This window comes from Neisseria sp. P0021.S007 (genome assembly GCF_051956855.1).
The window spans coordinates 295,550-321,254 of the sequence record NZ_JBQCXA010000002.1 but is presented as its reverse complement, the minus strand read 5'-3'; the positions used below and the strand labels follow the sequence as shown (position 1 = coordinate 321,254).

Below are 25,705 nucleotides of genomic sequence, written 5' to 3'. Positions count from 1 at the left end.
CCTTATATCTATCTTCAAAAACAGCTTCGCATTCTAACCGCAAAATCTGTTTATGCCTCAAATTCTTACATTCCGATTTCAGCAATCATTCCCAACATTAATCATTTGCACATCATCATGAATTATTTTAATATACACCACCTTACCCACAGGCCGTCTGAAAACACATGGACTCTATTATCGAATTGCGTCATCTCAAAACCTTGCTGGCTTTAGAAGAAACCGGCAGCGTTTCCCTTGCCGCCAAACGGGTTTTCCTGACCCAATCCGCCCTGTCGCACCAAATCCGCGCCTTGGAAAATTATTACGAAACGCCGTTGTTTGAACGCAAATCCACACCACTGCGCTTCACTCCGGCCGGTATGCGCCTATTGCAACTGGCGCGCGAGCTGTTGCCGCAGGTTGCTGCCGCCGAACGTGATTTGGTGCGGATTATCGAAGGCGAAGCGGGCGAACTCAGGCTTGCCGTCGAATGCCACACCTGCTTCGACTGGCTGATGCCTGCCATGGGCGAGTTCCGCCCCTTATGGCCGCAAGTTGAATTGGACATCGTTTCCGGTTTCCAAGCCGATCCGGTCGGGCTGCTGCTACAACACCGTGCCGACCTTGCCATCGTTTCCGAAGCCGAGCCACTCAACGGCATCAGCTACCGCCCTCTGTTTGCCTATGAAATGGTCGGCATCTGTGCAGAAGACCACCCACTTGCCGACAAAGATGTTTGGGAAGCGGAAGATTTTATCGACGAAACCCTGATTACTTATCCCGTCCCCGACGAAATGCTGGATTTGCCTAAAAAAGTGCTGCTGCCTAAAGGCATTAATCCGCCGCGCCGCCACAGCGAGCTGACCATTGCCATTATTCAACTGGTTGCCAGCAAACGCGGCATCGCCGCCCTGCCCTATTGGACGGTCATGCCGTATCTGGAAAAAGGCTACGTCGTCCATCGCAAAATCACTTCAGACGGCCTGCAAAGCAAACTTTATGCAGCCATTCGTACGGAAGATGCCAACAAAGGCTATTTGGACAACTTCTGCCAAATCACGCACGACCGCTGTTTTGCCGACTTGCCGGGTTTGAGCGAATTGGAAATGTAAACTTAAAACAAGCAAAAGGCCGTCTGAACAATTTCAGACGGCCTTTTTTAATATACACAAAAATCTCACTGCTTCTATTCGGATTCATCCGAACCCAAACACGCCGACAAATCGATTTCAGACGGCCATGTTTTATCGGGCGCAACCCGAATATCGAAATGCTCGCCGCGATAGTCGAAAACCAAACGCCAAGCGTGCAAAAACAGATGTCCCGCCTCATCGCCGCCATACAGCGTATCGCCCAAAATCGGACTGCCTATGCTTTTCATGGCCACGCGCAGCTGATGGGTTTTGCCGGTAAACGGTTGCAACACAAACAGGCGCAAACCGGGCTTCAGGCTTTGGCTGCTGAAACGGGTAACGGCAAAATTATCCTCGTCTCGCGTCAGCTTCCATGTACCGCGCCGCGAACGCGCCATACCGCCTTTCACCCAGCCCTGCTTTTTCGCCGGCTTGTGCGTACTGAGTGCCAAATACGTTTTACGCATAGTTTTCTCGGCAAACTGTGCCGACAAAGCCGCCGCGCTGTCGCGGTTGAGCGCAAACAGCAACAGGCCGCTGGTGGCCTTGTCCAAACGGTGAACCAGCCACACGCGTTCAACACCGAGCTGCTGCGCCAGCGAAGCGGTCAGGCAAACATCCCCTTCCGATTCGCTGTGCACCGATACGCCGCAAGGCTTATTAATGACCACAAAATCTTTGTGTTCAAAAACAATGTCCCACATTTCAGACGGCCTTCAACACGATACCGTCGCCAAGCAGGGTCAAAATACCCAGCAGGCAGAACAAGATACATGCGGCAATGCGCACTGCTTTGGCCGGAATCTTGCGCATCAGCATTTCGCCCAAATACACGGCAGGCACAGAAGCAATCATCAAACCGGCAATACTGCCGACCACGACCAGCAGGATAGATTGGTATTTTGCTGCCAAAAGAACTGTTGCAATCTGCGTTTTATCGCCGATTTCAGCCAAGAAAAACAGGACAACCGTCGCCGTAAATGCGCCGTATTTCAGCCACTTACCGTCAGGATCTTCGTCTTTGTCCGGCAATAGCAGCCACAATCCAACCGCAATAAAACTGCCGCCAACCACCCATTTCATGACTTCGGGCGAAATAGCGGATGCCAGCCAGACACCGAGTGCGGCTGAAACAAGATGGTTCAACAGGGTTGCAATAAAAATACCGGCAACAATCGCGTTTTTGTGGGCAAAACGTGCAGCTAAAAAGAGTGCGAGCAATTGCGTCTTATCGCCGATTTCGGCAATGGCAACGCCCAGCGTCGAGGAGAAAAAAGCTTCCATGATTTAAGATACTCAACCGAAAAGCGGGCAAACAAAAAGCGCTGTGCATACCGCCCGCAAGGGTATGGACAACGCTTACGTCTTGCCTGTCTTCCGATAAAGCAGAGAAGATACCGCTGCCACGGCCGCACAAGCCGATTATGTTGACAACGGTTTCGGCATTGCGCCGAATGGCTACTCCCGTAAGAGTGAAGCGCGAATTGTAAGGCAAACCATGGCTTGAAGCAACAGAAAGAAAAACAAAAGTCCGCCTGAAACCTGATTCAAGTAGGTTTCAGACGGCCTGCGATTACTTGCCGCATACTTCAAATTTACGGCCGAATCCTTTGCCATTGTATCTGCCAAAACCATGCGGCATATCGTTTTCAATCACTTTAAACAAACCCGGGCTGGCTGCAACCCCTTCAGGCATATTATCCGGCAGGGCCTGACGCATCTTGGCAGTAGCGGCTTTAAAATCTTCCATATTGCGCCAACGGGCTACGTTGACCAAATGATATTTACCGTTTGGATCTATATTTTGGTGCAGGCGCGTAGCTATATAGCCTGGCTGGGTTTTCAAAAAATCACGCGCTTTTTGCCAAGAAGCCAAAGCTTCGGCTTCTTTACCCTGCGGCACTTCAAAAGTATTAATGAGGACAACACTGTTTTGAAAGGCTTCACATTTTTCCTGCCACTGTTTGGCATTTGCAGTACAACCGACAGCGACAAAGGCAGTGGCGGCAGCGGCAATCAGAGCTGTTTTTTTACGGATATTCATATGGATAGTTCCTTATAGGTTTGAATTGATGTGAGATATTTAAACTCTTCCGAACATTCGGGGCATTACGGATTCGCCTTTGATGTAGTGGTAAACGACCATGCCGATATGTCCCAGAGACAAGAACAGCAACGAAAATGCCAGTGCTCCGTGAATCTGTCCTTCCTGAGTAATTTGTCTCATAACACCTGTGACTGGAACGGCAAGCATCAGGAGATACATTGCCCAATGTCCAAATTTGGCAGCCATACTGCCAACCGGTCGATTTCTGGACTGGCGGATTGCCCGCATCACACGCCAAGCAGACAATATCAGCAGAAGAAAGCCAACCGCTTTATGAGGATTAGTCAAAAACTTCAGACTTTCATCCATATTCCAAGCAATGGCGGTTGCAAACATAAACAGATAGCAGGCCGCCATAGTCCAATGCAGAAAGCGGGTTGTAGTGCCGTAACGTTGCGGAATATCAGGTTTCATGATGTTTTCTCTTAAATTAACAATTAAATGGATTTCAATTTGGGTTTACGGATAGAAAATCCGTCTTTCATGCTCAGTCCCAACAGCGTCAGATTAGCCACACCAGCAATCAGTTCTACGATTTGAACGATATAAAACACGCTGTCAAACTGTCCTGCGGCGGCGCGGCTGTTTAAGAAAAACGCGCAAGGCAGCAAAATCAACATTTCGTTGGCGGCGATGAAGGGCATACGGCGGCGTTTGGCGGCAATCGCAGTATGTTTGCTTTTCCCACCCATTTTCATGCCTGTTGCGCCTACGGTTGCCATGCAGGCAATCAACCCGAACAGCGCATAAACAATGGTTTGCTTCACGGCGGCGACGGTTTCGTGCGAGCCGAAGAGTTCGCTGAACACGGTGCTGCTCCAAAACGAAGCGATGAATAAAAATGCGCCCACCCCTGCGGCGGCGTGGATTTTGCGTAAAGTATTGCGGTTCATTATGGTTTCCTTGAACATTTAAGAGAGGTCGTCTGAAAGCATTTAAATAGCAAGCTATCGAGTTAAAATAAGTATAGCGTGCTATGAATTAAGATAGCAAGCTATATTTGTGATATGATCCGCAATAATCTGATTTTAAAGGAAACAAAGTGAACGAAGTTTTCAAAACTGAATCGGCAGGCTATTTGATGAACCATATTGCCCGCCAATTTGCCATTTTATTGAGCGAAGGCTTAAAACCACTGGGGATTGCGCCTGCACAATTTCCAATTTTGATCGAGCTATGGAATAAAGACGGCTTGAGCCAACAGGAATTAGTTGAGCGTGCCGATTTGAAGCAGGCAACGATTGCCAACACTCTGGCACGGATGGAGCGAGACGGATTGATTACACGGGAGCCTAATCCTGAAGATGCACGCAGCCGTTTGATTATGCTGACAGAACACGCGCGTGCTTTACAATCAAGCTCCACCGAAATTGCCAAAGCCATCAACCAAGAATCCTTGGCTGATCTGTCTGCAGACGAGCAGAAACTGTTTTTGGAAATGGCACAGAAAATTATATTGAAACAACAAAAGATGATAAAAGTCTGAAAAATATAAAAAAGGCCGTCTGAAACTCAATGTAAACAGGTTTCAGACGGCCTTTTTCACAGCGATTAATTATCGGAGAACAAATCGCCTACTTTTTCGCCTACTTTTTCCCAAAACGATTTTTTGCGCGGGGTTTGGCTGAGATTGAGGCCGGAGGAGATTTTTTCAAATTCTTCCAGCAACTCTTTCTGACGGTCGGTCAGGTTAACCGGTGTTTCAACCAAAATGTGGCAGTACAAATCGCCGGTCGAGCTAGAACGCAGAGACTTGATGCCTTTGCCTTTCACGCGCATACGGCGGCCGGTTTGCGTTTCTTTCGGAATGTGCAGTTTGACTTTGCCGTCCAAAGTCGGCACTTCGACTTCACCGCCCAATGCGGCAATGGCAAAGCTGATCGGCAGTTCACAATGCAGGTCTAAGCCGTTGCGCTCGAAGATTTTGTGCTGTCTTACGCGGACATTGACGTACAAATCGCCTGCCGGCGCGCCGTGTTGACCCGGCTCGCCCTCGCCGCTCAAACGGATGCGTTGACCGTCGTCGATGCCTGCCGGAATGTTGACTTCAACCGTTTTGCTGGTTTTGGTGCGGCCTTCGCCACGGCATTTGACGCAAGGATCTTTGATTTCTTTGCCTGTACCGTGACAAGTCGGACAAGTCTGCTGCATTTGGAAAATGGCTTGGCGGACGTGTACCGTACCTGAGCCGTGACAGGTCGAACAAGTCGATGCGGATGTGCCCGGTTTGGCACCTGAGCCGTGGCAGACATCACATTCTTCATAAGTCGGAATGTTGATGCGTTTTTTCACGCCTTTGGCGGCTTCTTCAAGCGAAATCTCTATGCCGACCTGCAAGTCTGCGCCGCTGTAATCCGGCTGACGGCCGCCTGAGCTGCCGCCACCGCCGAACATTTGGCTGAAAATATCGGAAAAATCGAAGCCTTGCGCACCACCGAATCCGCCTTGGCCGCCAAAACCGCCAAAGCCACCGAATCCGCCCGCACCTGCGCCCTGTTCGAACGCGGCATGGCCGTATTGGTCGTACATGGTACGTTTTTCCTTGTCAGACAAGGTGTCGTAAGCTTTTTGGACTTCTTTAAATTTTTCTTCCGCTTCTTTGTTGTCAGGGTTGCGGTCGGGATGGTATTTCATTGCCAGCTTGCGGTAGGCTTTTTTGATTTCATCGTCGCTAGCGCTGCGGGCAACACCAAGGGTTTCGTAATAATCTTGGGTACTCATAGTTTGATAGTGTTTTGAATAAATTTGAACTGGGTCGGATATGTGGGCGGAAGGTAAAAAACTCAAGTCGATATTTTTAAGGCCGGCTGAAAATTTTGTTTCAGACAGCCTCCCTCGCCTTGTCAAAACATGATAATGGCCTTAAAGTGAAAGAATATTTGACCCTATACCGCTGTTTTATATTAGAAAGATTTTCTTCCTTGATAAAAAAGTTGCTTCCTTTTTATGCCTGATGCTGATGGCGGCCGTTGCCAGACTTACCGTTAACCGTTTCATATCTAGGCCGTCTGAAACCCTGTTTTCAGACGGCCTTTTGATTGTTTGCGTTCTTCCATGTCAAAACAAACGGGAAACAACAATGCCAAAGCGGTTTGACATGATGTTACGACACAAGCAATCCGCTTCTGAATCCGCTATAATCTGCGTTTGATTTTATTTCCCAACGCCTTTTGTACAAAGCGAAACATCATGCAAGAACATTACCAACCCGCCGCCATCGAGCCTGCGGCGCAGAAAAAATGGGATGACGAGCGTATTTTCAACGTCTCCGAAGACGCTTCCAAACCCAAATACTACTGCCTCTCCATGTTCCCCTACCCCAGCGGCAAGCTGCACATGGGGCATGTGCGCAACTACACCATCGGCGACGTATTGAGCCGCTTCAAACGCTTAAACGGCTTCAACGTCATGCAGCCTATGGGTTGGGACGCGTTCGGCATGCCGGCGGAAAACGCGGCGATGAAAAACAACGTCGCCCCCGCCGCTTGGACGTACGACAACATCGAATACATGAAAACCCAGCTCAAAAGCCTGGGTTTTGCGATTGACTGGGAGCGCGAAGTCGCTACCTGCAAACCCGAATACTACCGCTGGGAACAATGGCTGTTTACCAAGCTGTTTGAAAAAGGCATCGTCTATCGCAAAAACGGCACGGTGAACTGGGACCCGGTCGACCAAACCGTATTGGCCAACGAGCAAGTTATCGATGGACGCGGCTGGCGTTCGGGCGCGTTGATTGAAAAACGCGAAATCCCGATGTATTACTTCAAAATCACGGATTACGCCGAAGAGCTGCTCAACGATTTGGACAAGCTGGAACACTGGCCGGAACAAGTCAAAACCATGCAGCGCAACTGGATCGGCAAATCTCGCGGTATGACCGTGCGCTTCGCCGTTTCAGACGACAGCAAACAAGGCTTGGAAGGCGATTACGCGAAATTCCTGCAAGTTTATACCACCCGTCCCGACACGCTGATGGGCGCGACTTATGTTGCCGTTGCCGCCGAGCATCCGCTGGCAACCGCCGCAGCCGCCGACAAACCCGAATTGCAGGCATTTATCGCCGAATGCAAAGCCGGTTCGGTTGCCGAAGCCGATATGGCGACGATGGAGAAAAAAGGCGTGCCGACCGGCCGCTATGTCGTCAATCCGCTTAACGGCGACAAGCTGGAAGTGTGGATTGCCAACTATGTATTGTGGGGTTACGGCGACGGCGCGGTGATGGCTGTTCCGGCGCACGACGAACGCGATTTCGAGTTTGCCACCAAATACAATCTGCCGAAAAAACAAGTCATTGCCGTCGGCGACAACGCATTCGACGCAAACCAATGGCAAGAATGGTACGGCGACAAAGAAAACGGCGTATTGGTCAACAGCGGCGACTTGGACGGCATGAATTTTCAGATGGCCTTTGACGCCATCACCGCCAAGCTGCAAAGCCAAGACGCTGGCGAACCGAAAACCCAATACCGCCTGCGCGACTGGGGTATTTCACGCCAACGCTACTGGGGCTGCCCGATTCCCATCGTCCATTGCGAAAAATGCGGTGACGTACCCGTCCCAGCCGACCAACTGCCCGTCGTTTTACCCGAAAACGTCGTACCCGACGGCATGGGTTCGCCGCTGGCAAAAATGCCCGAGTTTTACGAAACCACCTGCCCATGCTGCGGCGGCGCGGCAAAACGCGAAACCGACACCATGGACACCTTCATGGAATCGAGCTGGTATTTCTTCCGCTACATGTCTCCTCAATTCGCAGAAGGCATGGTATCGGCAGAAGCCGCGAAATACTGGGGCTCGGTTGACCAATACATCGGCGGTATCGAACACGCGATTCTGCACCTCCTGTACGCGCGCTTCTTCACCAAACTGATGCGCGACGAAGGCTTGGTCAATGTTGACGAACCGTTCGAACGCCTGCTCACGCAAGGTATGGTCGTCTGCGAAACCTACTACCGCGAAAACGCCAACGGCAGCAAAGACTGGATCAACCCTGCCGATGTCGAGCTGACTTTCGACGACAAAGGCCGCCCTGTTTCCGCTGTTCTGAAAGCCGACGGCCTGCCTGTCGTCATCAGCGGCACGGAAAAAATGTCCAAATCCAAAAACAACGGCGTCGATCCGCAAGAGCTGATTAACGCCTACGGCGCGGATACCGCCCGCCTGTTCATGATGTTCGCCGCACCACCCGAACAGTCCCTCGAATGGAGCGACAGCGGCGTCGAAGGCGCACACCGCTTCCTGCGCCGTCTGTGGCGTACTGTTTACGAATACCTGAAACAAGGCGGCGCGGTCAAAGCGTTTGCAGGCAGCCAAGATGGTTTGTCTAAAGAACTCAAAGACCTACGCCACAAACTGCACGCCACCACCGCCAAAGTCAGCGATGACTACGGCCGCCGCCAGCAGTTCAACACCGCCATCGCCGCCGTGATGGAACTGCTCAACCAATACGACAAAACCGACACCGGCAGCGAACAAGGCCGAGCCGTCGCCCAAGAAGTATTGGAAGCCGTCGTACGCCTGCTGTGGCCGATTGTGCCGCACATCTGCGAAACCCTGTGGAGCGAATTAAACGGCGCGAAACTGTGGGAAGCAGGCTGGCCGACCGTCGATGAAGCCGCCTTGGTTAAATCCGAAATCGAAGTGATGGTTCAAGTCAACGGCAAACTGCGCGGCAAAATCACCGTCGCCGCCGACGCCTCCAAAGCCGACCTCGAAGCCGCCGCACTCGCTAACGAAGGCGCAGTGAAATTCATGGAAGGCAAGCCTGCGAAGAAAATCATCGTCGTTCCCGGACGCTTGGTGAATATTGTCGTCTAAACCGCTTTTAAGGTTTAGCCACACGGATAAAGGCCGTCTGAAACTTGGAAACAGGTTTTCAGACGGCCTTTTATTTTTAAAACCGTTATTTCCTTGAATTGTAAGGTTTACCATTAAATTAAAGTTATGAAGATATTTTTTGAACCATCGTATTCAAATGAAGACCTTAGCTTTGATAAAAACTAAGGTTTAGACGAATAAAGAAAGGCTGAGACCTTTGCAAAAAAGCCCTTCCCACGACAGCCTAAATCCAAACAAAGGTCTCATCAGGTTCATTTAGCGGAATTCAAACAGCTCTTGATGCAATGAGCGTGTCTTAAGTTTTCCTGCAATACTGTTTGTAAAGCTACGACTACCACAAAGCCATAGACTGCGGGTTTCACTATTCTGAACGCTTTGTACAATATGATCAGCTGATAATCTTTGGGTTTCAGAAGGAATATAGTGGAATGTAACATTCGCTTGTTGAGCCAAATCTTTCCATTGGTTGATTATTTCTGCAGATAAATTTCTATCGGCATGGAACCAGTCAATTTGTTGATTGGATGGTTGTTTGGCTAATTCTTTGAGCCTTGCAAGGAAAGGCGTAAAACCAATACCGTTACTCACCCAAATTTGTTCATTTTTATCTGAAAAATTGAAGCGGCCATATGCACCATCAATTTTAACGGTATCACCGATGTTCAAACGTTGAGACAGACGATGGGTGTAGTCGCCCAAGTCTTTGATGATAAGATTGATTTGTTGATTTTCAGGATTCCAGTTTGAAGCGATGGTAAATGGGTGGCTTTCTCCATGTGCACGTAAAAAGAGGAATTGACCGGCTTGGTGTCCCTGCCATTTTGGCGCATTCAGGGTAAGTGAAAGCAGGGAGCCGTTTTGGTTCATGGCAGTTACTGTTGCGGTTTGCGGTTTACCAATGCGTTTAAAGAGGGCGAGGAGGGAACAAATACTACTGAAGAATAGGGCGGTAGCCAGCAACCAGCCAAGTGGCTGAGCCCAGTAAGCAAAGTTTGCCAATACGATGGTGTGCCATACGAGTGCAATATAGACAGGGACAATTAAGATGTGAAGTTTGGCAAACCAACGGTAGGGAATAAGTTTGATCAGTGCGATAACCAATAAGACGACTGCAACGTAAAAAGCAATCTCACCCACTTCTTCAGCAAAATGGCGCTGGGTAACTAACCAATCTTTTAAAGTCAAGACTTCCTGCATCGGTGGGCGCGGTGGCTTTTTGCCGTCAAACAGACCGAGCTTTACCAGCCATTTGGGGAATTGCTTACTGATCCAATGCAGGATACTGCCTGAAAGGGCAATGATGCCCAACCATTTATGCAGGCGGTACATTTTATCCAATCCGCCAAATAGTCCTTCCAACATTTTGGGACGTACTGCAAGAATCATACAAGCACTCATGGCCAGTATGCTGATGCTGCCGGTGAACTGTAATAATAGGTTACGTACGGGAAATACGCCCCACTTGTCTGGAAATGGCGTGGCAAACAGCCATAAAGCGGATATGCCGACTAAAAAGGCAAATAAGGTAAATTTAATATTTTTCATGGTAGTGTTTGTGAAATTAAAATATAAAACAGTTGGTGCTTGTTTTAACAGGACTAAGTATATCTTGGAAAAATTAGGCCAAAATTATCGATAAAGTGCTTCCTGTATTCATTGTTAGGGCTTAAAACGCCAATGTTGGTATGCTCAGCCTTTCTTGTCGTTGATAGTTTAAAGTGGAACATTATTTAATAAATTCCACCACTTCGCGTTTTTGGGTGAGGCTCTTACTTGCGATAGCCAAATGCTGCCATCACACTTAACTTAAATTCTTGGGGATCAAACAAGCCTTTTTCTGCCAATAATGTATCCATTTTGGCATGAGGGAAACCTTCAACAGTGGGAAGCGGTCGATGTGTTTGGCAATCATGGCTTGGGCAGTTTACTGGAAGAAAGTACTCATGAGAAATCCCCTAAATGTCTTGGTGGAAATTTAGGGGATTTTGGGGAATTTTGCAAAGGTCTCAGGCCGTCTGAAACCCTATATTCAGGTTTCAGACGGCCTTTTTAACTACCCTATTTTATTCGCCGTAGTAGGCTTTGGTCAGGATTTCTTCCATATCGGCCACCATCGCGAGGCGTGGGTTGGCCGGGGTGCATTGGTCTTCAAAAGACATCATGGCCAGCTCTTTTCTGCCATCGAGGAAGGTTTTCTCATCGATGCCCTGCTCTTTAAACGACATTTTGATGCCGACGTTGACCGCCAGTTCGTGGCAGGCGCGGGCGAAGGATTCTACGCCTTCTGCCGGTGTGCTGCATGGCAGGCCTAAGGTACGGGCGATTTCCTGATATTTCAGGTCGGCTTTGTAGTAGTTGTACTTCGGCCAAGTGGCGGTTTTCTGCGGACGCGTGCCGTTGTAGCGGATGACGTGCGGCAGCAGGATGGCGTTGGCACGACCGTGCGGAACATGATATTTGCCACCGATTTTGTGTGCCATCGAGTGGTTGATGCCTAAGAACGCATTGGCAAACGCCATGCCTGCGATGGTGGAGGCATTGTGCATATGCTCGCGCGCTTCAGGATCGGCCGCACCGTGTTTGTAGGAGCGTTCGAGATATTGGAACACGAGCTTAATGGCTTGCAGGGCGAGGCCGTCTGTAAAGTCGTTCGCCAGTACGGAAACGTATGCTTCTACGGCGTGGGTCAGTACGTCCAAACCGGTATCGGCGGTTACACCTGCCGGAACTGTCATGGTAAAAGCAGGATCGACAATCGAAATGGTCGGTGTCAGTGAGTAGTCGGCAATCGGATATTTTTTGTCGCCGTCGCTGATGACGGTAAACGGCGTCACTTCGGAGCCTGTACCCGACGTGGTAGGAATGCCGATAAATTTGGCTTTGCGGCCCAATTCAGGGAAACGGAATGCGCGTTTGCGGATGTCCATGAATTTTTGCACCAAGTCTTCAAAATCGACTTGCGGCTGCTCGTAGAAGAGCCACATGGCTTTGGCCGCGTCCATCGGCGAGCCGCCGCCCAGCGCAATAATGGTGTCCGGCTGGAAGCTGCGCATCAAATCCGTGCCTTTATAGACGGTTTGGACGCTCGGATCGGCTTCAACGTCAGTAAACAGCTGGATGGTCACTTTGTTTTTGCGTTGATGCAGTTGATGGGTGATTTTATCGACAAAGCCCAGGTCAACCATCGAACGGTCGGTCACAATCATGACTTTTTCGCAGTCTTTCATGTCTTGCAGATATTGGATGGAATCGCGTTCAAAATAGATTTTGGCGGGCACTTTGAACCATTGCATGTTGTTTCTCCGACGGCCTACTTTTTTGATGTTTAACAGATTGACTGCGCTGACGTTGCCGCCGACGGCGTTTTTACCGTAAGAGCCGCAACCGAGGGTCAGAGAAGGCAGGAAGGCATTGTACACGTCGCCGATGCCGCCGAAGGTGGAAGGCGAATTCCAAATCACGCGCAGCGCTTTGACGCGGGAGCCGAACGTTTTGACCAATTCTTCGTCGGCGGTATGGATGGCGGCGGAGTGTCCCAAGCCGTCAAAGGCGACCATTTCTTCGGCGAACTTCAAACCTTGTTCGGTCGAATCCGCCTTAATCATGGCCAAAACAGGCGAAAGTTTCTCGCGGGTCAGCGGCTCGTTCGGGCCGACTTCGCGGCATTCGGCGATGATGATGTTGGTTTTTTCAGGTACCTTAAACCCAGCCTGCTCGGCAATCCATGCCGCCGGTTTGCCCACTACCGCAGAATTGAGTTTCGCCCCGCCGCAGCTGGCGCAATTCGCCGTTACGCCGAAGATAAACTCTTCGAGCATGGCTTTTTCTTTTTTGTTGGCGAAGTACACGCCGTAGGATTTGAACTCTTCGGCCAACTCTTTGTAAATCTCTTTATCGGCAATCACCGCTTGCTCGCTGGCGCACACCATGCCGTTATCGAAAGATTTCGACATCACAATATCGTGCGCCACCTGTTTGATGTCCGCCGTTTTTTCAACATAAGCAGGTACGTTGCCCGCCCCGACGCCGAGCGCAGGTTTGCCGCAAGAATACGCCGCTTCCACCATCGCATTGCCGCCGGTCGCCAAAATCGTTGCCACGCCCGGATGCTTCATCAGCGCGGAAGTGCCTTCCATAGACGGTTTTTCAATCCACTGGATACAGTTTTCCGGCGCGCCGGCCGCAATTGCCGCATCGCGCACAATACGCGCGGCATGGGCGGAACACTGTTGGGCGGACGGGTGGAACGAGAAAATAATCGGATTGCGGGTTTTCAGCGCAATCAGGGATTTGAAAATGGTGGTGGAAGTCGGATTGGTCGTCGGCACAATACCGCAAACCACGCCGACCGGATCGGCGATTTCGGTAATACTGGTTACATCGTTTTCGCTGATGACGCCCACGGTTTTCAAATCGCGCAGGCGGCGCACGACGTTTTCGCAGGCAAACAGGTTTTTCGTCGCCTTATCCTCAAACACGCCGCGTCCCGTTTCTTCGACCGCGTGCATGGCGAGTACACCATGTTTGTCCAGCGCGGCGATAGAGGCTTTGGCAACAATAAAGTCAATCTGCTCCTGATCTAGCTTAAGAAACTCGTCCAATGCCCGTAAACCCTTGTCAACCAGGCTGTTTACCTCGGCTACGGCTGGGCTGACGACGTTGTCGGCTGATGCGTTCATGGTGTATCTCCTTAATAAAAGGTGGCAATAAGGTCAATAAATTTTCACTACGATAACTATAGGTAATTTAGTTACATTTTGCTTTGACCTAAATCACAAACCATGATTGAACTTTTCAGACGGCCATTTTATCGTTTATTCATTTTAATTCTTTGAAGTATAATATTTTTATCTATACGAAAACAAAGACGGTTATTCTTCGTCGCTTTCCTCAGTAATTAAGATAAAAACAGAAAATTGATGTATTAAAATTACAGACGCAAATAAAAAGGCCGTCTGAAAATATTTTTTCAGACGGCCTTTTTTGCTTTGCCTTTTATTGGCTGATGTCTTCCAGCGTACGGCCTTTGGTTTCTTCACCCAATACCAAGATTACCGCCACAATCAGCAGCATAACCAGGGCAAACATCATAAAGATATTGCCGAAGCCGCCGCTATTGCCTACCATCGCCGCTACTACCATGGGGGCGAGTATGCCGCCGATACGGCCGATGGCGCCTGCCCAGCCGGATGCGAAGGCACGGAAGCGCAAGGGGTAGAGTTCGGGGGTGTAGGTGTACAAAACGCCCCATGCGCCCAAGTTGAAGAAGGACATCAGGCTACCCCAAACCATGACTTCGGCCGCAGTGGTGCTTTGCCCGAAAAACCATGCGCACACGGCGCAAGCGGCCAGGAAGCCTGCCAGCGTTGCTTTGCGGCCGATTCTCTCCACCAAAGCCGCGGCAGCTATATAGCCGGGCAGTTGCGCAACAATCATCACCAACACATATTCAAAGGTTTTGACCACGGTATTGCCCTGCTCGACCAGCAGTTTGGGCAACCAAGTAAAAATGCCGTAATACGAAAACACGATGCCGAACCAAACCAGCCACAGCATCAGCGTGCGCCGTGCAAACGGATGTTGCCAAAGTTGGAAGAAGCGGATGCGTTCACGCGGGGCGGCCGGTGCGGCAACGGCTTCTATCGGAGGCGTTATGCCCGATTGAATTTCCAGCGCGGATACTAAATGGTGCGCTTCGTTGGTTTTGCCGCGGGAAAGCAGGTAAGGCACGGATTCGGGAACGAATTTCAACACCAACGGCACATAAAACAGGGGCAAGGCGCCAAATAAAAACGCGCTGTGCCAGCCGGTCTGCGGAATAAAGAAATAAGACACCAGCGCGGCTGAGAGCCAGCCCAAGCCCCAAAAGCTTTCCAGCAAAACAATAAAACGGCCGCGTACTTTCGGCGGCGCATATTCGCTGACCAGCGACACGGCGACGGGCAGTTGACCTCCCAAGCCGACGCCGACAAAAAAGCGGCACACCAGCAAAACCGTCAAATCAGGCGCAAGCGCGCACAAACCTGTGGCAATGCTGTACACCACCATCGTGCCGGCAAAAACGGTTTTCCGTCCGAACCTGTCCGCCAGCCAGCCGCTAAATACCGCGCCCAAAGCCATGCCGACAAAGGCAATGCTGACAATCCAGCCTAACTGCGCCGGAGCCAACGCCCAATCTTTGCCCAAAGCAGGCAATACAAACGACACCAAGCCTGTATCCATGGCATCAACAGCCAACCTATGCCGACCAAGACCAGAAGTTTGTAATGAAATCGGGAAGGCGGCAGATTGTGCAGCCGTGTCAGAATATCCATAGTTTCTTTCCTTTGTTTGCGTATTATTGAATTGGGTTTTATCAATAAATGCTTTAATTTCAGTAACAAACCTAAAACCAAGACATTGTATCGATTTTAACATTGGTACCATATGCAAAGAATAGGAAGCGCGTGTTTTTTAGATATTTTTATCGCCAGAACCGCACGCCCTATTAAAACTCTGAATAAGGGTTAACGGCAGGCCGTCTGAAACCGATGCTCCGGGTTTCAGACGGCCTGCCGTTTTTTGCAAAGGCTTCATGCTTGGGTTATGATGTTTATTTGTAATATGTAAACAGATGATTGCCTGTTTTTACATAACAGGCCGTCTGAAACAACGGAGAACGATATGAATGCGGTTGTAATTGCGGTCATCATCATGCTTGTGCTGTCTTTATCGCGCGTGCATGTGGTGCTCAGCTTGGCTGTCGGCGCGTTTGTCGGCGGCTTGGTGGCCGGTATGCCTTTGGAAAATGTAACCAACGCGGCCGGCGATGTGGTGCAGCAAGGGATTATTCCTGTTTTTAACGAAGGTCTGAAAGGCGGGGCGCAAATCGCGCTGTCTTATGCCATGCTCGGCGCGTTTGCCATGGCCATCACGCATTCCGGCCTGCCGCAACAGCTCGCCGGCGTGATTATCCGCAAACTCAACGGCGGTGAAGGCAATGCGAAAGGCGAAGGCGCGGTCAAATGGCTGCTGCTGGCGATTATTTTGTGCATGGGCGTGATGAGCCAAAACGTTGTGCCGATTCATATCGCGTTTATCCCGATGATTATTCCGCCGCTGCTGTTGGTATTCAACCGTTTGAAACTCGACCGCCGCTTGGTGGCCTGCGTGATTACGTTTGGTTTGGTAACGACTTATATGTTTCTGCCTTACGGTTTTGGCGCCATCTTCTTGAACGACATCATGTTGGGCAATATCCGCTCGGCAGGCATGGACACCAGCGGCATCAATGTGATGCATGCAATGGCGATTCCGGCTTTGGGCATGGTGTCCGGCTTGCTGCTGGCCTTTTTGCACTACCGCAAGCCGCGCATTTATCAAAACAATACCACTGACACGGAAGACAACCGCGCAGCAGTGCAACAACAAGAGCCTTCAACCTATCGCAGCTTGGTGGCGGCCGTGGCGATTGCCGTGTGTTTTGCCATTCAGCTTTCGTACGATGGTTCGCTGGTATTGGGCGCGATGTTGGGCTTTGCCGTGTTTATGATGTTGGGCGTGATGAACCGCTCCGCCGCCAGCGATGTGTTCGGCGAAGGCATCAAAATGATGGCGATGGTCGGCTTTATTATGATTGCGGCGCAAGGTTTTGCCGCCGTCATGAACGCGACCGGCGAGATTCAGCCTTTGGTCGAACACAGCATGGCTTTGTTCGGAAGCAATAAAGGCATGGCCGCCTTTACCATGCTGTTTGTCGGCCTGCTGGTAACCATGGGCATCGGCTCGTCTTTCTCCACCTTGCCGATTATTACCGCGATTTATGTGCCTTTGTGCATCAGCTTGGGCTTCTCCCCAATGGCTACCGTGGCCATCGTCGGCACGGCAGGCGCGCTGGGCGATGCGGGTTCCCCCGCTTCCGACTCGACACTCGGTCCGACCATGGGTTTGAATGCCGACGGTCAGCACGACCACATCCGCGATTCGGTTATCCCGACCTTTATCCACTACAATATCCCGCTGATGGTTGCAGGCTGGATTGCCGCGATGGTGCTGTAATATGAGCGATATTCAGGAATTGGAACACCGCGTCACCGAGCTGGAAATTCAGACGGCCTTGCAGGAAGATTTAATCGGCAGCCTGAACGACACCATCGCCAAGATGCAACAGGCTTTGGATTTGCAACAAGGTCAGTTGCGGCTTCTGTATCAACGGATGCAGGACAAAGGCGCAAACGGCGAACGCGAACCGTACAGCCTGCGCGACGAGATTCCGCCGCATTATTGATAAACTAAAAAAGGGCATGTTTGATACATGCCCTTTTCTTTCATAGCAAAGGCCGTCTGAAAGTCAATCAAGCTTTCAGACGGCCTTTTAAACAATCAAACCTTACAAACAAGCCAATTCGTTGGCCATTTGCTGCTCGACGGTTTCACGTTGGCGGATAAGTTTGTATCCGCTGCCGTCAACCAATACTTCCGCCGCACGGTTGCGCGTGTTGTAGTTACTCGCCATGCTTGAGCCATACGCACCGGCGCTGCGGATAAGCAGCAAATCCCCTTCTTCGCAGGCGATGGTGCGGTCTTTGCCGAGAAAGTCGCCGGTTTCGCAAATCGGGCCAACGATATTGGCCGTCAAAGGCTCAATGTCTTTGGTTTCGACCGCTTCGATGTGATGATAGGCATCATAAAGCGCCGGACGCATCAAATCGTTCATCGCCGCATCGACCATCACAAAGTTTTTCTCTTCGCCATGTTTTACGAATTCGACTCGCGTCAATAACGCGCCTGCATTGCCAACCAAACTACGACCTGGCTCGAGGACCAGTTTCAGACGGCGTGTGCCGATCAGTTTTTGAACGGCTTGGGCATACGCGCCCAAATCAGGCACATTTTCGTCTTGGTAAACAATGCCGACACCGCCGCCCAAGTCCAAGTGTTCCAACACAATGCCTTCGTCTGCCAGTTGGTCGACCAAGGCCAAAATACGTTCGCAGGCTTCGATGAGCGGGCTGAGGTCGGTCAGTTGCGAGCCGATATGGCAGTCGATACCGACAATTTTCAAATGGCTTTGTAGGGAAACATGACGATAGGCCTCAAGCGCATCGGCATAGGCAATACCAAATTTATTGGCTTTCAAACCGGTGGAGATATAAGGATGAGTTTTGGCATCGACATCAGGATTGACGCGCAGGGAGACCGGAGCGACTTTCCCCAAACGCGCGGCAACCTTTTGAATACGGTCGATTTCGGGAATGCTCTCCATATTAAAGCATTTCACGCCGGCATTCAGCGCAAATTCAATTTCTGCCTCACTCTTGCCCACACCGGAAAAAATCGTTTTCGCCGCATCGCCGCCGGCCGCCAAAACGCGCGCCAACTCGCCGCCGGACACAATGTCAAAACCGCTCCCCAAAGAAGCAAAGTGTTTGATGATGTTCAGGTTGCCATTCGCTTTAACCGCGTAGCAGACAAGCGGATTTAAAGCGGAAAACGCGGTTTGGTAGTTTTCAAATGCCTCGGTCAGCGCAGATTTGCTGTACACATAAAGCGGCGTACCAAACTCTTCGGCAAGGTGTGTATAAGGGAGTTGTTCGCAGAATAAGGTCATGTTTGTGAATCTTTTTTAGTCGTTGGTTTGAGTGGTCGGTTCTTTGGCCGTATCGAATTTCAAGCCAGTCTGAATCACGCCGAAGCGCGCCTTGTCGCCTTCTTTGGGCAGGTAGAGGTCGCCTTTGTAGCCGCAGGCAGAAAGCAGCAGAGCCGTTGCCGCTGCAAAAAATACGCCGTATTTCATCAGTAAAACTTTCTTCATCATTACGAATGTGGCAAGATTCGGTATCTTAAACAAAAACCACACAAAAAGCCATGATGACCGAAAGCGAATTCATCCGCATGAGCGAAGAATTGTTCGAACACATCGAAGACCAAATCGACGAAAACGGCTGGGATTTCGACTGCCAGTTTGCCGGAAACGTACTGACCATCGAAGCCGAAGACGGCACGCAAATCATCGTCAACCGCCACACGCCCAACCAAGAATTGTGGATTGCCGCCAAAAGCGGCGGCTACCATTTCGCCGAGCAAAACGGCAAATGGCTGGCAACGCGTGACGGACGGGATTTCTACGACGTTTTAAACGAAGCCCTGAGCGCGGCTTCGGGCGAAGCAATTGAGATTGCGGAATTGTGATTCAGTCTTCAAATATCCCTAACTAAAAATCTATTTACCTCAAAGGATACCCAAATGCCCCTACTAGATAGTTTCAAAGTCGACCACACCCGTATGCACGCCCCTGCCGTACGCGTGGCAAAAACCATGACCACGCCCAAAGGCGACACTATTACCGTGTTTGACCTGCGTTTCTGCATTCCCAACAAAGAAATCCTGCCTGAAAAAGGCATTCACACGCTGGAGCACCTGTTCGCAGGCTTTATGCGCGACCACTTAAACGGCAACGGCGTCGAAATCATCGACATTTCCCCGATGGGCTGCCGTACCGGTTTCTACATGAGCCTCATCGGTACGCCCGACGAGCAAAAAGTAGCCGACGCATGGCTCGCTTCAATGCAGGATGTTTTGACCGTTCAAGACCAAAGCAAAATCCCCGAGCTGAACGAATACCAATGCGGTACTTACCTGATGCACTCGCTTGCCGAAGCACACGAAATCGCCCAAAACGTTTTGGCACGCAAAGTCGCCGTCAATAAAAACGAAGAGCTGACATTGGACGAAAGCCTGTTGAACGCTTAATCCGCCATGACAGCAAAGGCCGTCTGAAACTTTATATGACAAGTTTCAGACGGCCTAAGACCTTTTATTCCAATTTTCAACCTTTCAGCCACAGTTTTACACCGCCTAAAAATAAGTTGGCGGATGCTGACAGTGTACATAGTATAATTACACTTTGAACAAACAACCTGATTCTATTGCCTTTATGAAACCGTTTTTCTGCAAAACCGCCATTGCCCTCAGCCTGACCCTCCCCGCCGCCGCCAACGCTGCCGAGTATGTCTGCAATGTTGAAGGCATCACCGTTTATGCTTCATACCAGATCAATGACGCCTGTCGCATAGTTGAAACAAACAATGTAACAGAAAACAGCGTCGTTGCGATTCCGGGCGACACTCCGGTTTTAAAAACGGTACAAACAACAGAATTTAAAGCATCTGCCGCAGACTACATTAATGCTTCTCAAGCAACGCCCGCGGTACAAACCCCAGTCGTTGTTGCTCGAAATGAATACGGTATTCCGGCACCTATTTCCATTCCGATGGCACAAACTCGACAAGCTATGCTAGCGAATAAAACCATTGCAGACAGCGCAATCGTTTCCAACAATACGCCTGCTTTGGAAACATCAGCCGTTGCAAAACCTGAAAACTATGTTGTCGATGCTGCTGTCCACAACACAACTCCTGTCGTACAAACTCAGACGACTGCCGTTCAAGAGGACAACACTATTGTTCCTCCTGTACTCATCGCGCAAACCCATACCGTTACAGCCGACAAAGCCATTGCAGACAGCGTAATCGTTCCCAACAATACGCCTACTCTGGAAGCGCCGCCCACAATAAAAGCTGAAGACTATGTTGCCGACACTACTGTCCGCAATACAACTCCTGTCGTACAAACTCAGTCTAGTGCAACCCAAACAGAAAACAGTGTTGTTCCTGTAATGCTTGCCGCACAAGCCCAACCTACTGCTTCTACCGAGAAAACAGTTTCAGACGGCCTTGCTATTATTAATGAAACACCAGCTGTTCAACCTGTTGTACCTGCAATCCAAACTCCACAAGAGATTATTCAGAACTCGGCAGTTCAGCCGCAAACTTCAACTACCCAAAATAACCAAGCGGTAACAGCTCAGGATGAAGTGCTCGATAAAACACCTACCAAAGTCGAGACTAAGCATAAAGGCAAAACTTATGCCAAAACCTCCTCTCGACGCAAAGCCAAGGTTAACCGTACTAAAGCCGATAAAACAGCCGTTGTCCGCGCATCTGAGGAACAAGCAGCCAAACCTATTGCCACCGCTTCAACCGAACCAAGCACGCCGGCAACTGCCACTCCGGTAGAGCATGGCAAAACCACTGTCCCAACACCTTTCCCACAAGCATACAAACCGGCAGCCGATATTTTGCTGGATAAAGGAAATAGCGACAGCGATATCAAAATCCTGCCGAATGTACCGATTACCAGCGTGACCAACACAGCCGAAGCTGCCAATCCGCGCATCAATATTACCCTGCGCAACCGTCAGAACAAATCACGCAGTTCTTCATACAGCAAATACAAAGCCCCTGTTATCCGTACTGCACCTGTGGTTACGCCGGCTCCTAAGCCAAGCCCTAAAGAAACCCGCAAACAGATATTGCAGACCGAAGTACGCAACGAACAGGCTGCTATTACCCGCCTTCAAACCCAGTTGAACGCGGCCAAACAAAAAGGCGATCAGATTAAAATCCAACAACTGACCCGTACCATAAACGCCCGTAAAGCGAATATCCGCGCTATTCAAGGCGAGATGTCTCGTTGATTGGTTTTTTATACAAAAAGGCCGTCTGAAAACATTTTCAGACGGCCTTTTTAATGGTACAGACCTTATTTATTCAACAGACAAATACTTTCTCTAAAATCATTTGCTGATCACGCCAAAGTACATTTCTTCACATCCCTACCCTCGTGCGCCATTACTGCTTCTATCCAATCGGCGATATTTTGCCAATAATATTGCGGCTTTTCAGACGACCTATCAGTCTGCATCACTTCATCATTCAACACAACGGGAACACCCTGCTCTGCACCGGCTTCAAGCACAATCCAAATACTGCCTTCATGGGTATCGGCTCGGGCTACTTGATGTTCATATGCCCAGCCAACCGCAGCTTGTCCGCCATTTTGCAAAGACTGCATCGCCAGAGATAATGGATGAAAGCAGGTATCTACATTGTTGTCGGCAGTAACGACCAAAGTTGCACCATGCGTGCCTAACGCTTGCGCGGCATGAAAGACTGGGGAGTTGTGCAGGTTGGCAATAAAGTCAAACGGCATCGCGGCGTGATGGTTCAGCACATTGTCTGCCATTTTTTCAAACACGGATGGCGAAGAAAACGGCGTACCAAGAAAAACGGCGCAATCAGGGCGGATTTCGCTTTGTTCCTTTAGCTGCCCTGCACCAAGCGCGGCAATCAAACTCAAGCGGCTGAGGCGGCGAGTATCTATACCGCTTTGCTGCTTTAAGATTTGTTTGAGGATTTTACCGCCGGTGCCGGCGTCAGTATCAAAACGCACGGCGGCGGTAATACGGATATTAGGATTTACGGTTGCCATTGCCATACCAAAGATGTGTTGCTGCCGCCAAAACCAAACTGATTGGCCAAACAGAAAAAGCCGCCTTTTTGTGAAGCCGCGCACTCGGAAAAACGAATTTTCCACCCCTGATAATCGTTGCTTCCGCCTTGTTTTAGAGCGGATAAAAGCAAGGCTGTTTCAAGGGCTGCCGTTGCGCCAAGCGTGTGTCCGATTTGCGGTTTGAACGCCATCAAGGGCGGCAGTGTACCGAATATATTTTCCAGTGCGGCCAATTCGGCGGCATCGCTGTCAGCCGTGCCGATGCCGTGTGTTTTAACGGCCGCAATGCTTTCAGGAACGATGCCTGCAATATCTAACGCACGTCGCATCACTTGCTCTTGCGCTTGGCCATCGCTTTGAATCAGGTCATTGCCTGTATTGGCAGCGTGTCCTATAAGTTTCAGACGGCCTGAAGATTCAGGAGCAGCGGAAGATAAGGCAAGCGCGGCAACACCTTCGCCTAAAATCAAACCGTTTCCGCCAAAAGGCTGATACTGTTCGGTCAGCAAACCCAAGCTGTGAAAATGCAGCAAAGTCAGTCGGTTGAGGTTTTCAATCCCAAGCACAAAGGCACGCTCCGCCTCGCCGCGCAAGCAGTTATCCGCCTGAATGAGCGCATGGGCGGATGAAGTGCAGGCAGTAGCGAAACTGAAAATCTGCCGATTGCCGCTGCGCCGGCGCAAATCTTCGGCGAGATAAAGCAGATTGTGTTCTTCTTCCGCCCTATTGCCCACAAAATGGCGGTTTTCATATTCGGAGATGGAATAGGAACTAGACCCGATAAACACCGGCGCATCATGCCAACTTTCAGATGGCCAGCCTGCATTTTCGGCAGCTAGGCGCAAATGTTGTTCGGCGATATCCGCCAATTCCTTCCGCCCCAAACTGTCGCTAGCAAATGCACGAAAATAAGCAGCCTGCTGCGGCTGGTTTAAAAACGTATAAGACACCGCATCAGGCCGTCTGAAGTCCGTTTGCGGATTCAAGGCAGAAGTGGCCGCCGTACCGAAAACCCAACTCACGCACCATGCTCCGCACGGATAAACGCCGCCAAATCGCGTACGCACATCATATGTTTGCGCACCATACGGTCGCCCTGCAGGCGCACTTGGAAATACTGTTGCAAAGCAACGCTGATTTGCAGCGCATCAAGCGAATCCAAACCGACCGGACTGTCATCGCCAAACAAAAGCGCATCGTCGGTGAAATCATCCATATCCACATCGTCGGCCTTATCGGCCTCTTGCACGATTAACTTTTTCAATTCCGCTTCCAGCTCGTGCTCGGCCAGTGTAAAGGTGTAAGACATTTTTTAAACTCCCATTTTTATCTCATGAAGCAACAGCTCGTTTTAGCGAAACTCGCTACGCTCGTTTTCAGACGGCCTGAACTTTATGCAAAATCGCCCCAAAGCGTCTGCATGGCGGCAATGGCCGCAAGTGAGGCGGTTTCGGTACGCAACACCCGTTTGCCGAGCGTAACGGATTGAAAACCGGCATCAAATGCCTGCTGCTCTTCCTTCTCCGTCCAGCCGCCTTCAGGGCCGACCATAAACACGACTTTGCCGGATTGCGGCTGAACATCGCTCAGTTTTTGTGCGCGGTTCAAACTCATTAACAGTTTGGTCGTTTCCTGCGGCAACTGTTGCAGAGCCTGTGCATAAGTCGTCAGCGGCAAAACCTTCGGCACAATATTGCGGCCGCTTTGTTCACACGCCGAAACAACAATTTCCTGCCAACGCGCTACCCGCTTTTCAGCACGTTCGCCGCTCAAGCGGACGACACAGCGTTCGCTGATGACCGGGCGAATTTCTGCCACGCCCAATTCCACGCTTTTCTGCAAAGTGAAATCCATGCGCTCGGCGGCGGATACCGCCTGTACCAATGTAATGTTCAGCGGCGATTCGTTGTCCGTTGCCTCTTCACGCAAAATCCGCACGCTGGCTCGGCGTTTTTCCAAAACTTCTGGCAAAGCCGGATATGCCTTGCCATTGCCGTTGAACAACACGATTTCTTCCGTGTTTTTCACGCGCAATACATTCAGATGGCGCACCACATTATCGGGCAATTCGACCACGCTGTCGGGGCTTAAGGCAAAATCAACATAAAATCGGGGCATGGTTTCCTGCTTTATTCATGTATATAATTTAATGTATATAATTTAAATTTAAAATTTCGTGAATGAAGTTGAAACACGGCGACATACTCCTGCCTGCTTTCGATTTCATCCACTATAATTTGAAAACTTCCCGAATTTTAATCCACTGTCGCGCAAAACTGCAAAAAACAAGGATACGCCGTGCTATACCGTTTACAGAAAGTCGTCCGCCACATCGCCCAAACCGAAGTCATGCCGCGTTTTCTGAACACGCCGTCACGACGCAAGGAAGACGGATCGGTTTTGAGTGAAGCAGATTTGGCCGCACAAACCGCTTTTGCCGCCGCCCTTCCCTTATTGGAGGATTGTCCGATGTTGGGCGAGGAAATGAGCTTTCAGGAACAAACCCGTTTGTGGAACGAACATTCAGACGGCCTATGGATTGTCGACCCTATCGACGGCACAAACAACTTCGTCAACGGTTTGCCGCATTTTGCCGTATCCGTCGCGCTGGTTAAAAACGGCCATGCCGAATTGGGCGTGATTTACAATCCGGTCAGCGGCGAATGTTTCTATGCCGAACGCGGCAAAGGCGCATTTCTCAACGGCACGCCGCTGCCGCTGCGTTCGGAAAACAAAAAACTCAACGAATCCATTGCCGGCGTAGAAATCAAATACCTGCGTTCGGGCAAACTCGCCAGCCGCATGAATACCCTTGCCCCATTCGGCACAATCCGCAGTATGGGCAGCAGCACGCTCGATTGGTGCTACCTTGCCAGCGGCCGCTACGATATTTACATCCACGGCGGACAAAAGCTGTGGGACTACGCTGCCGGTGCATTAATTTTTGAAGAAGCCGGCGGCTGCCTGACCACTTTGGAAGGCGACGATTTTTGGAGCGGCGAACATGTATTTAAGCGTTCCGTCATCGCCGCATTGCAACCCGAGCTGTTTCAGCAATGGGTGAAATGGATTCGAGAAAATCAGTAAAAATACCGTTTATCTTCAAAATATCACGATTATCTTGCAACTTATTGAAATTATTTCACTTCTTAACAGCATTTAATACTAAAAACGGTAGAATATCAATCGCTGACACAACACCGCTCTTTCATCCCTTTTGGGCGGTGCAGCAAGTAAGACGTTTTCCCGCAATGTATTGGCCATTCATACTTCTCCCTTAGTATGAATGGTTTTTTTTATCTGCAAAAAC

24 protein-coding genes are annotated in these 25,705 nt (G+C 50.2%); 9 read left to right on the top strand and 15 right to left on the bottom strand.

What is annotated here, in order from left to right; all coding sequences use genetic code 11:
* Positions 1-167: 167 nt before the first annotated feature.
* Positions 168-1,094: a LysR family transcriptional regulator gene (locus ACTHUR_RS04555; protein WP_003748251.1), complete on the top strand. Its 927-nt coding sequence runs from the start codon at positions 168-170 to the stop codon at positions 1,092-1,094.
* Positions 1,095-1,168: 74 nt separating this feature from the next.
* On the opposite strand, the gene ACTHUR_RS04550 is transcribed toward ACTHUR_RS04555, so the two are convergent.
* From ACTHUR_RS04550 to ACTHUR_RS04530, 5 genes are all read right to left on the bottom strand, one after another.
* Entirely contained in the window at positions 1,169-1,819 is a 651-nt protein-coding gene (locus tag ACTHUR_RS04550) for a TIGR01621 family pseudouridine synthase (RefSeq protein ID WP_049335349.1), read from the bottom strand.
* 1 nt (position 1,820) lies between these two features.
* Complete coding sequence (locus ACTHUR_RS04545; RefSeq protein WP_004518907.1) at positions 1,821-2,399, bottom strand: TMEM165/GDT1 family protein; 579 nt, start codon at positions 2,397-2,399, stop codon at positions 1,821-1,823.
* A gap of 289 nt (positions 2,400-2,688) precedes the next feature.
* On the bottom strand, positions 2,689-3,159 hold the full coding sequence (locus tag ACTHUR_RS04540) for an antibiotic biosynthesis monooxygenase family protein (protein ID WP_004518910.1): 471 nt from the start codon (positions 3,157-3,159) through the stop codon (positions 2,689-2,691).
* Positions 3,160-3,198: 39 nt separating this feature from the next.
* Positions 3,199-3,636, bottom strand: coding sequence for a cytochrome b (locus ACTHUR_RS04535; RefSeq protein WP_004518911.1), 438 nt, complete (start codon positions 3,634-3,636; stop codon positions 3,199-3,201).
* 23 nt (positions 3,637-3,659) lie between these two features.
* Positions 3,660-4,115: a hypothetical protein gene (locus tag ACTHUR_RS04530; protein WP_039861854.1), complete on the bottom strand. Its 456-nt coding sequence runs from the start codon at positions 4,113-4,115 to the stop codon at positions 3,660-3,662.
* A 149-nt stretch (positions 4,116-4,264) separates the two neighbouring features.
* Between ACTHUR_RS04530 and ACTHUR_RS04525 the strand changes: the two genes are divergently transcribed.
* Positions 4,265-4,708 (top strand): MarR family winged helix-turn-helix transcriptional regulator, encoded by a 444-nt coding sequence (locus ACTHUR_RS04525; protein WP_004518913.1) that lies wholly within the window; start codon positions 4,265-4,267, stop codon positions 4,706-4,708.
* Between the two features lie 65 nt (positions 4,709-4,773).
* Here the strand turns inward: ACTHUR_RS04525 and dnaJ are convergent, their stop codons facing one another.
* Positions 4,774-5,943 carry a molecular chaperone DnaJ gene (gene dnaJ, locus ACTHUR_RS04520; RefSeq protein WP_004518914.1) on the bottom strand — a complete coding sequence of 390 codons (1,170 nt, stop codon included), beginning with the start codon at positions 5,941-5,943 and terminating at the stop codon, positions 4,774-4,776.
* A 468-nt stretch (positions 5,944-6,411) separates the two neighbouring features.
* Between dnaJ and leuS the strand changes: the two genes are divergently transcribed.
* A complete protein-coding gene (gene leuS / locus ACTHUR_RS04515; RefSeq protein WP_070695280.1) occupies positions 6,412-9,042 on the top strand; it encodes a leucine--tRNA ligase in 2,631 nt (876 codons plus the stop codon).
* A gap of 276 nt (positions 9,043-9,318) precedes the next feature.
* Here the strand turns inward: leuS and ACTHUR_RS04510 are convergent, their stop codons facing one another.
* The 3 genes from ACTHUR_RS04510 to ACTHUR_RS04500 all read right to left on the bottom strand — a co-directional run bounded on the left by ACTHUR_RS04510 (position 9,319) and on the right by ACTHUR_RS04500 (position 15,480).
* The gene (locus tag ACTHUR_RS04510; protein WP_070646351.1) at positions 9,319-10,608 is read right to left on the bottom strand and encodes a ferredoxin reductase family protein; all 1,290 of its coding nucleotides are present in this window, start codon (positions 10,606-10,608) and stop codon (positions 9,319-9,321) included.
* Positions 10,609-11,126: 518 nt separating this feature from the next.
* Positions 11,127-13,742, bottom strand: coding sequence for a bifunctional acetaldehyde-CoA/alcohol dehydrogenase (gene adhE / locus ACTHUR_RS04505; protein ID WP_049335351.1), 2,616 nt, complete (start codon positions 13,740-13,742; stop codon positions 11,127-11,129).
* 316 nt (positions 13,743-14,058) lie between these two features.
* Positions 14,059-15,480, bottom strand: coding sequence for an MFS transporter (locus ACTHUR_RS04500; protein WP_440361231.1), 1,422 nt, complete (start codon positions 15,478-15,480; stop codon positions 14,059-14,061).
* A gap of 246 nt (positions 15,481-15,726) precedes the next feature.
* Between ACTHUR_RS04500 and ACTHUR_RS04495 the strand changes: the two genes are divergently transcribed.
* A complete protein-coding gene (locus ACTHUR_RS04495; RefSeq protein WP_049335972.1) occupies positions 15,727-17,100 on the top strand; it encodes a Na+/H+ antiporter family protein in 1,374 nt (457 codons plus the stop codon).
* 1 nt (position 17,101) lies between these two features.
* The gene (locus tag ACTHUR_RS04490) at positions 17,102-17,329 is read left to right on the top strand and encodes a SlyX family protein (RefSeq protein WP_004518924.1); all 228 of its coding nucleotides are present in this window, start codon (positions 17,102-17,104) and stop codon (positions 17,327-17,329) included.
* 102 nt (positions 17,330-17,431) lie between these two features.
* Here ACTHUR_RS04490 and lysA read toward each other — a convergent pair whose 3' ends face one another.
* Both lysA and lptM read right to left on the bottom strand, forming a co-directional pair.
* The gene (gene lysA, locus ACTHUR_RS04485; protein ID WP_004518925.1) at positions 17,432-18,652 is read right to left on the bottom strand and encodes a diaminopimelate decarboxylase; all 1,221 of its coding nucleotides are present in this window, start codon (positions 18,650-18,652) and stop codon (positions 17,432-17,434) included.
* Between the two features lie 15 nt (positions 18,653-18,667).
* Positions 18,668-18,859, bottom strand: a complete 192-nt coding sequence (gene lptM / locus ACTHUR_RS04480; RefSeq protein WP_003684659.1) for an LPS translocon maturation chaperone LptM — start codon at positions 18,857-18,859, stop codon at positions 18,668-18,670.
* A gap of 50 nt (positions 18,860-18,909) precedes the next feature.
* Between lptM and cyaY the strand changes: the two genes are divergently transcribed.
* The 3 genes from cyaY to ACTHUR_RS04465 all read left to right on the top strand — a co-directional run bounded on the left by cyaY (position 18,910) and on the right by ACTHUR_RS04465 (position 21,580).
* Positions 18,910-19,233 (top strand): iron donor protein CyaY, encoded by a 324-nt coding sequence (gene cyaY, locus ACTHUR_RS04475; RefSeq protein ID WP_004518927.1) that lies wholly within the window; start codon positions 18,910-18,912, stop codon positions 19,231-19,233.
* Positions 19,234-19,287: 54 nt separating this feature from the next.
* A complete protein-coding gene (gene luxS, locus ACTHUR_RS04470) occupies positions 19,288-19,794 on the top strand; it encodes an S-ribosylhomocysteine lyase (protein ID WP_004518928.1) in 507 nt (168 codons plus the stop codon).
* Between the two features lie 154 nt (positions 19,795-19,948).
* Positions 19,949-21,580 carry a hypothetical protein gene (locus tag ACTHUR_RS04465; RefSeq protein WP_100066626.1) on the top strand — a complete coding sequence of 544 codons (1,632 nt, stop codon included), beginning with the start codon at positions 19,949-19,951 and terminating at the stop codon, positions 21,578-21,580.
* 110 nt (positions 21,581-21,690) lie between these two features.
* On the opposite strand, the gene ACTHUR_RS04460 is transcribed toward ACTHUR_RS04465, so the two are convergent.
* The 4 genes from ACTHUR_RS04460 to ACTHUR_RS04445 form a co-directional block, all read right to left on the bottom strand.
* Positions 21,691-22,380 (bottom strand): hypothetical protein, encoded by a 690-nt coding sequence (locus ACTHUR_RS04460; protein ID WP_004518931.1) that lies wholly within the window; start codon positions 22,378-22,380, stop codon positions 21,691-21,693.
* A complete protein-coding gene (locus ACTHUR_RS04455) occupies positions 22,362-23,417 on the bottom strand; it encodes a beta-ketoacyl synthase N-terminal-like domain-containing protein (RefSeq protein WP_004518932.1) in 1,056 nt (351 codons plus the stop codon). The genes ACTHUR_RS04460 and ACTHUR_RS04455 overlap by 19 nt, the downstream gene beginning before the upstream one ends.
* Positions 23,414-23,704, bottom strand: coding sequence for an acyl carrier protein (locus ACTHUR_RS04450; RefSeq protein ID WP_003748215.1), 291 nt, complete (start codon positions 23,702-23,704; stop codon positions 23,414-23,416). The genes ACTHUR_RS04455 and ACTHUR_RS04450 overlap by 4 nt, the downstream gene beginning before the upstream one ends.
* Positions 23,705-23,787: 83 nt before the next feature.
* The gene (locus ACTHUR_RS04445) at positions 23,788-24,513 is read right to left on the bottom strand and encodes a 16S rRNA (uracil(1498)-N(3))-methyltransferase (protein WP_004518933.1); all 726 of its coding nucleotides are present in this window, start codon (positions 24,511-24,513) and stop codon (positions 23,788-23,790) included.
* 180 nt (positions 24,514-24,693) lie between these two features.
* Here ACTHUR_RS04445 and ACTHUR_RS04440 point away from each other — a divergent pair, with 180 nt between their 5' ends.
* The gene (locus tag ACTHUR_RS04440) at positions 24,694-25,482 is read left to right on the top strand and encodes an inositol monophosphatase family protein (RefSeq protein ID WP_004518934.1); all 789 of its coding nucleotides are present in this window, start codon (positions 24,694-24,696) and stop codon (positions 25,480-25,482) included.
* Positions 25,483-25,705: the final 223 nt, after the last annotated feature.

Bases quoted from the DNA above. Each gene is read 5' to 3' on its own strand.
- ACTHUR_RS04540 (WP_004518910.1), bottom strand. From the start codon at position 3,159: ATGAATATCCGTAAAAAAACAGCTCTGATTGCCGCTGCCGCCACTGCC.
- ACTHUR_RS04500 (WP_440361231.1), bottom strand. From the start codon at position 15,480: ATGTTAAAATCGATACAATGTCTTGGTTTTAGGTTTGTTACTGAAATT.
- adhE (WP_049335351.1), bottom strand. From the start codon at position 13,742: ATGAACGCATCAGCCGACAACGTCGTCAGCCCAGCCGTAGCCGAGGTA.
- lysA (WP_004518925.1), bottom strand. From the start codon at position 18,652: ATGACCTTATTCTGCGAACAACTCCCTTATACACACCTTGCCGAAGAG.
- ACTHUR_RS04530 (WP_039861854.1), bottom strand. From the start codon at position 4,115: ATGAACCGCAATACTTTACGCAAAATCCACGCCGCCGCAGGGGTGGGC.
- ACTHUR_RS04510 (WP_070646351.1), bottom strand. From the start codon at position 10,608: ATGAAAAATATTAAATTTACCTTATTTGCCTTTTTAGTCGGCATATCC.
- lptM (WP_003684659.1), bottom strand. From the start codon at position 18,859: ATGATGAAGAAAGTTTTACTGATGAAATACGGCGTATTTTTTGCAGCG.
- cyaY (WP_004518927.1), top strand. From the start codon at position 18,910: ATGATGACCGAAAGCGAATTCATCCGCATGAGCGAAGAATTGTTCGAA.
- ACTHUR_RS04490 (WP_004518924.1), top strand. From the start codon at position 17,102: ATGAGCGATATTCAGGAATTGGAACACCGCGTCACCGAGCTGGAAATT.
- ACTHUR_RS04445 (WP_004518933.1), bottom strand. From the start codon at position 24,513: ATGCCCCGATTTTATGTTGATTTTGCCTTAAGCCCCGACAGCGTGGTC.
- ACTHUR_RS04535 (WP_004518911.1), bottom strand. From the start codon at position 3,636: ATGAAACCTGATATTCCGCAACGTTACGGCACTACAACCCGCTTTCTG.
- ACTHUR_RS04495 (WP_049335972.1), top strand. From the start codon at position 15,727: ATGAATGCGGTTGTAATTGCGGTCATCATCATGCTTGTGCTGTCTTTA.
- ACTHUR_RS04545 (WP_004518907.1), bottom strand. From the start codon at position 2,399: ATGGAAGCTTTTTTCTCCTCGACGCTGGGCGTTGCCATTGCCGAAATC.
- ACTHUR_RS04550 (WP_049335349.1), bottom strand. From the start codon at position 1,819: ATGTGGGACATTGTTTTTGAACACAAAGATTTTGTGGTCATTAATAAG.
- ACTHUR_RS04555 (WP_003748251.1), top strand. From the start codon at position 168: ATGGACTCTATTATCGAATTGCGTCATCTCAAAACCTTGCTGGCTTTA.
- luxS (WP_004518928.1), top strand. From the start codon at position 19,288: ATGCCCCTACTAGATAGTTTCAAAGTCGACCACACCCGTATGCACGCC.
- ACTHUR_RS04460 (WP_004518931.1), bottom strand. From the start codon at position 22,380: ATGGCAATGGCAACCGTAAATCCTAATATCCGTATTACCGCCGCCGTG.
- dnaJ (WP_004518914.1), bottom strand. From the start codon at position 5,943: ATGAGTACCCAAGATTATTACGAAACCCTTGGTGTTGCCCGCAGCGCT.
- ACTHUR_RS04450 (WP_003748215.1), bottom strand. From the start codon at position 23,704: ATGTCTTACACCTTTACACTGGCCGAGCACGAGCTGGAAGCGGAATTG.
- leuS (WP_070695280.1), top strand. From the start codon at position 6,412: ATGCAAGAACATTACCAACCCGCCGCCATCGAGCCTGCGGCGCAGAAA.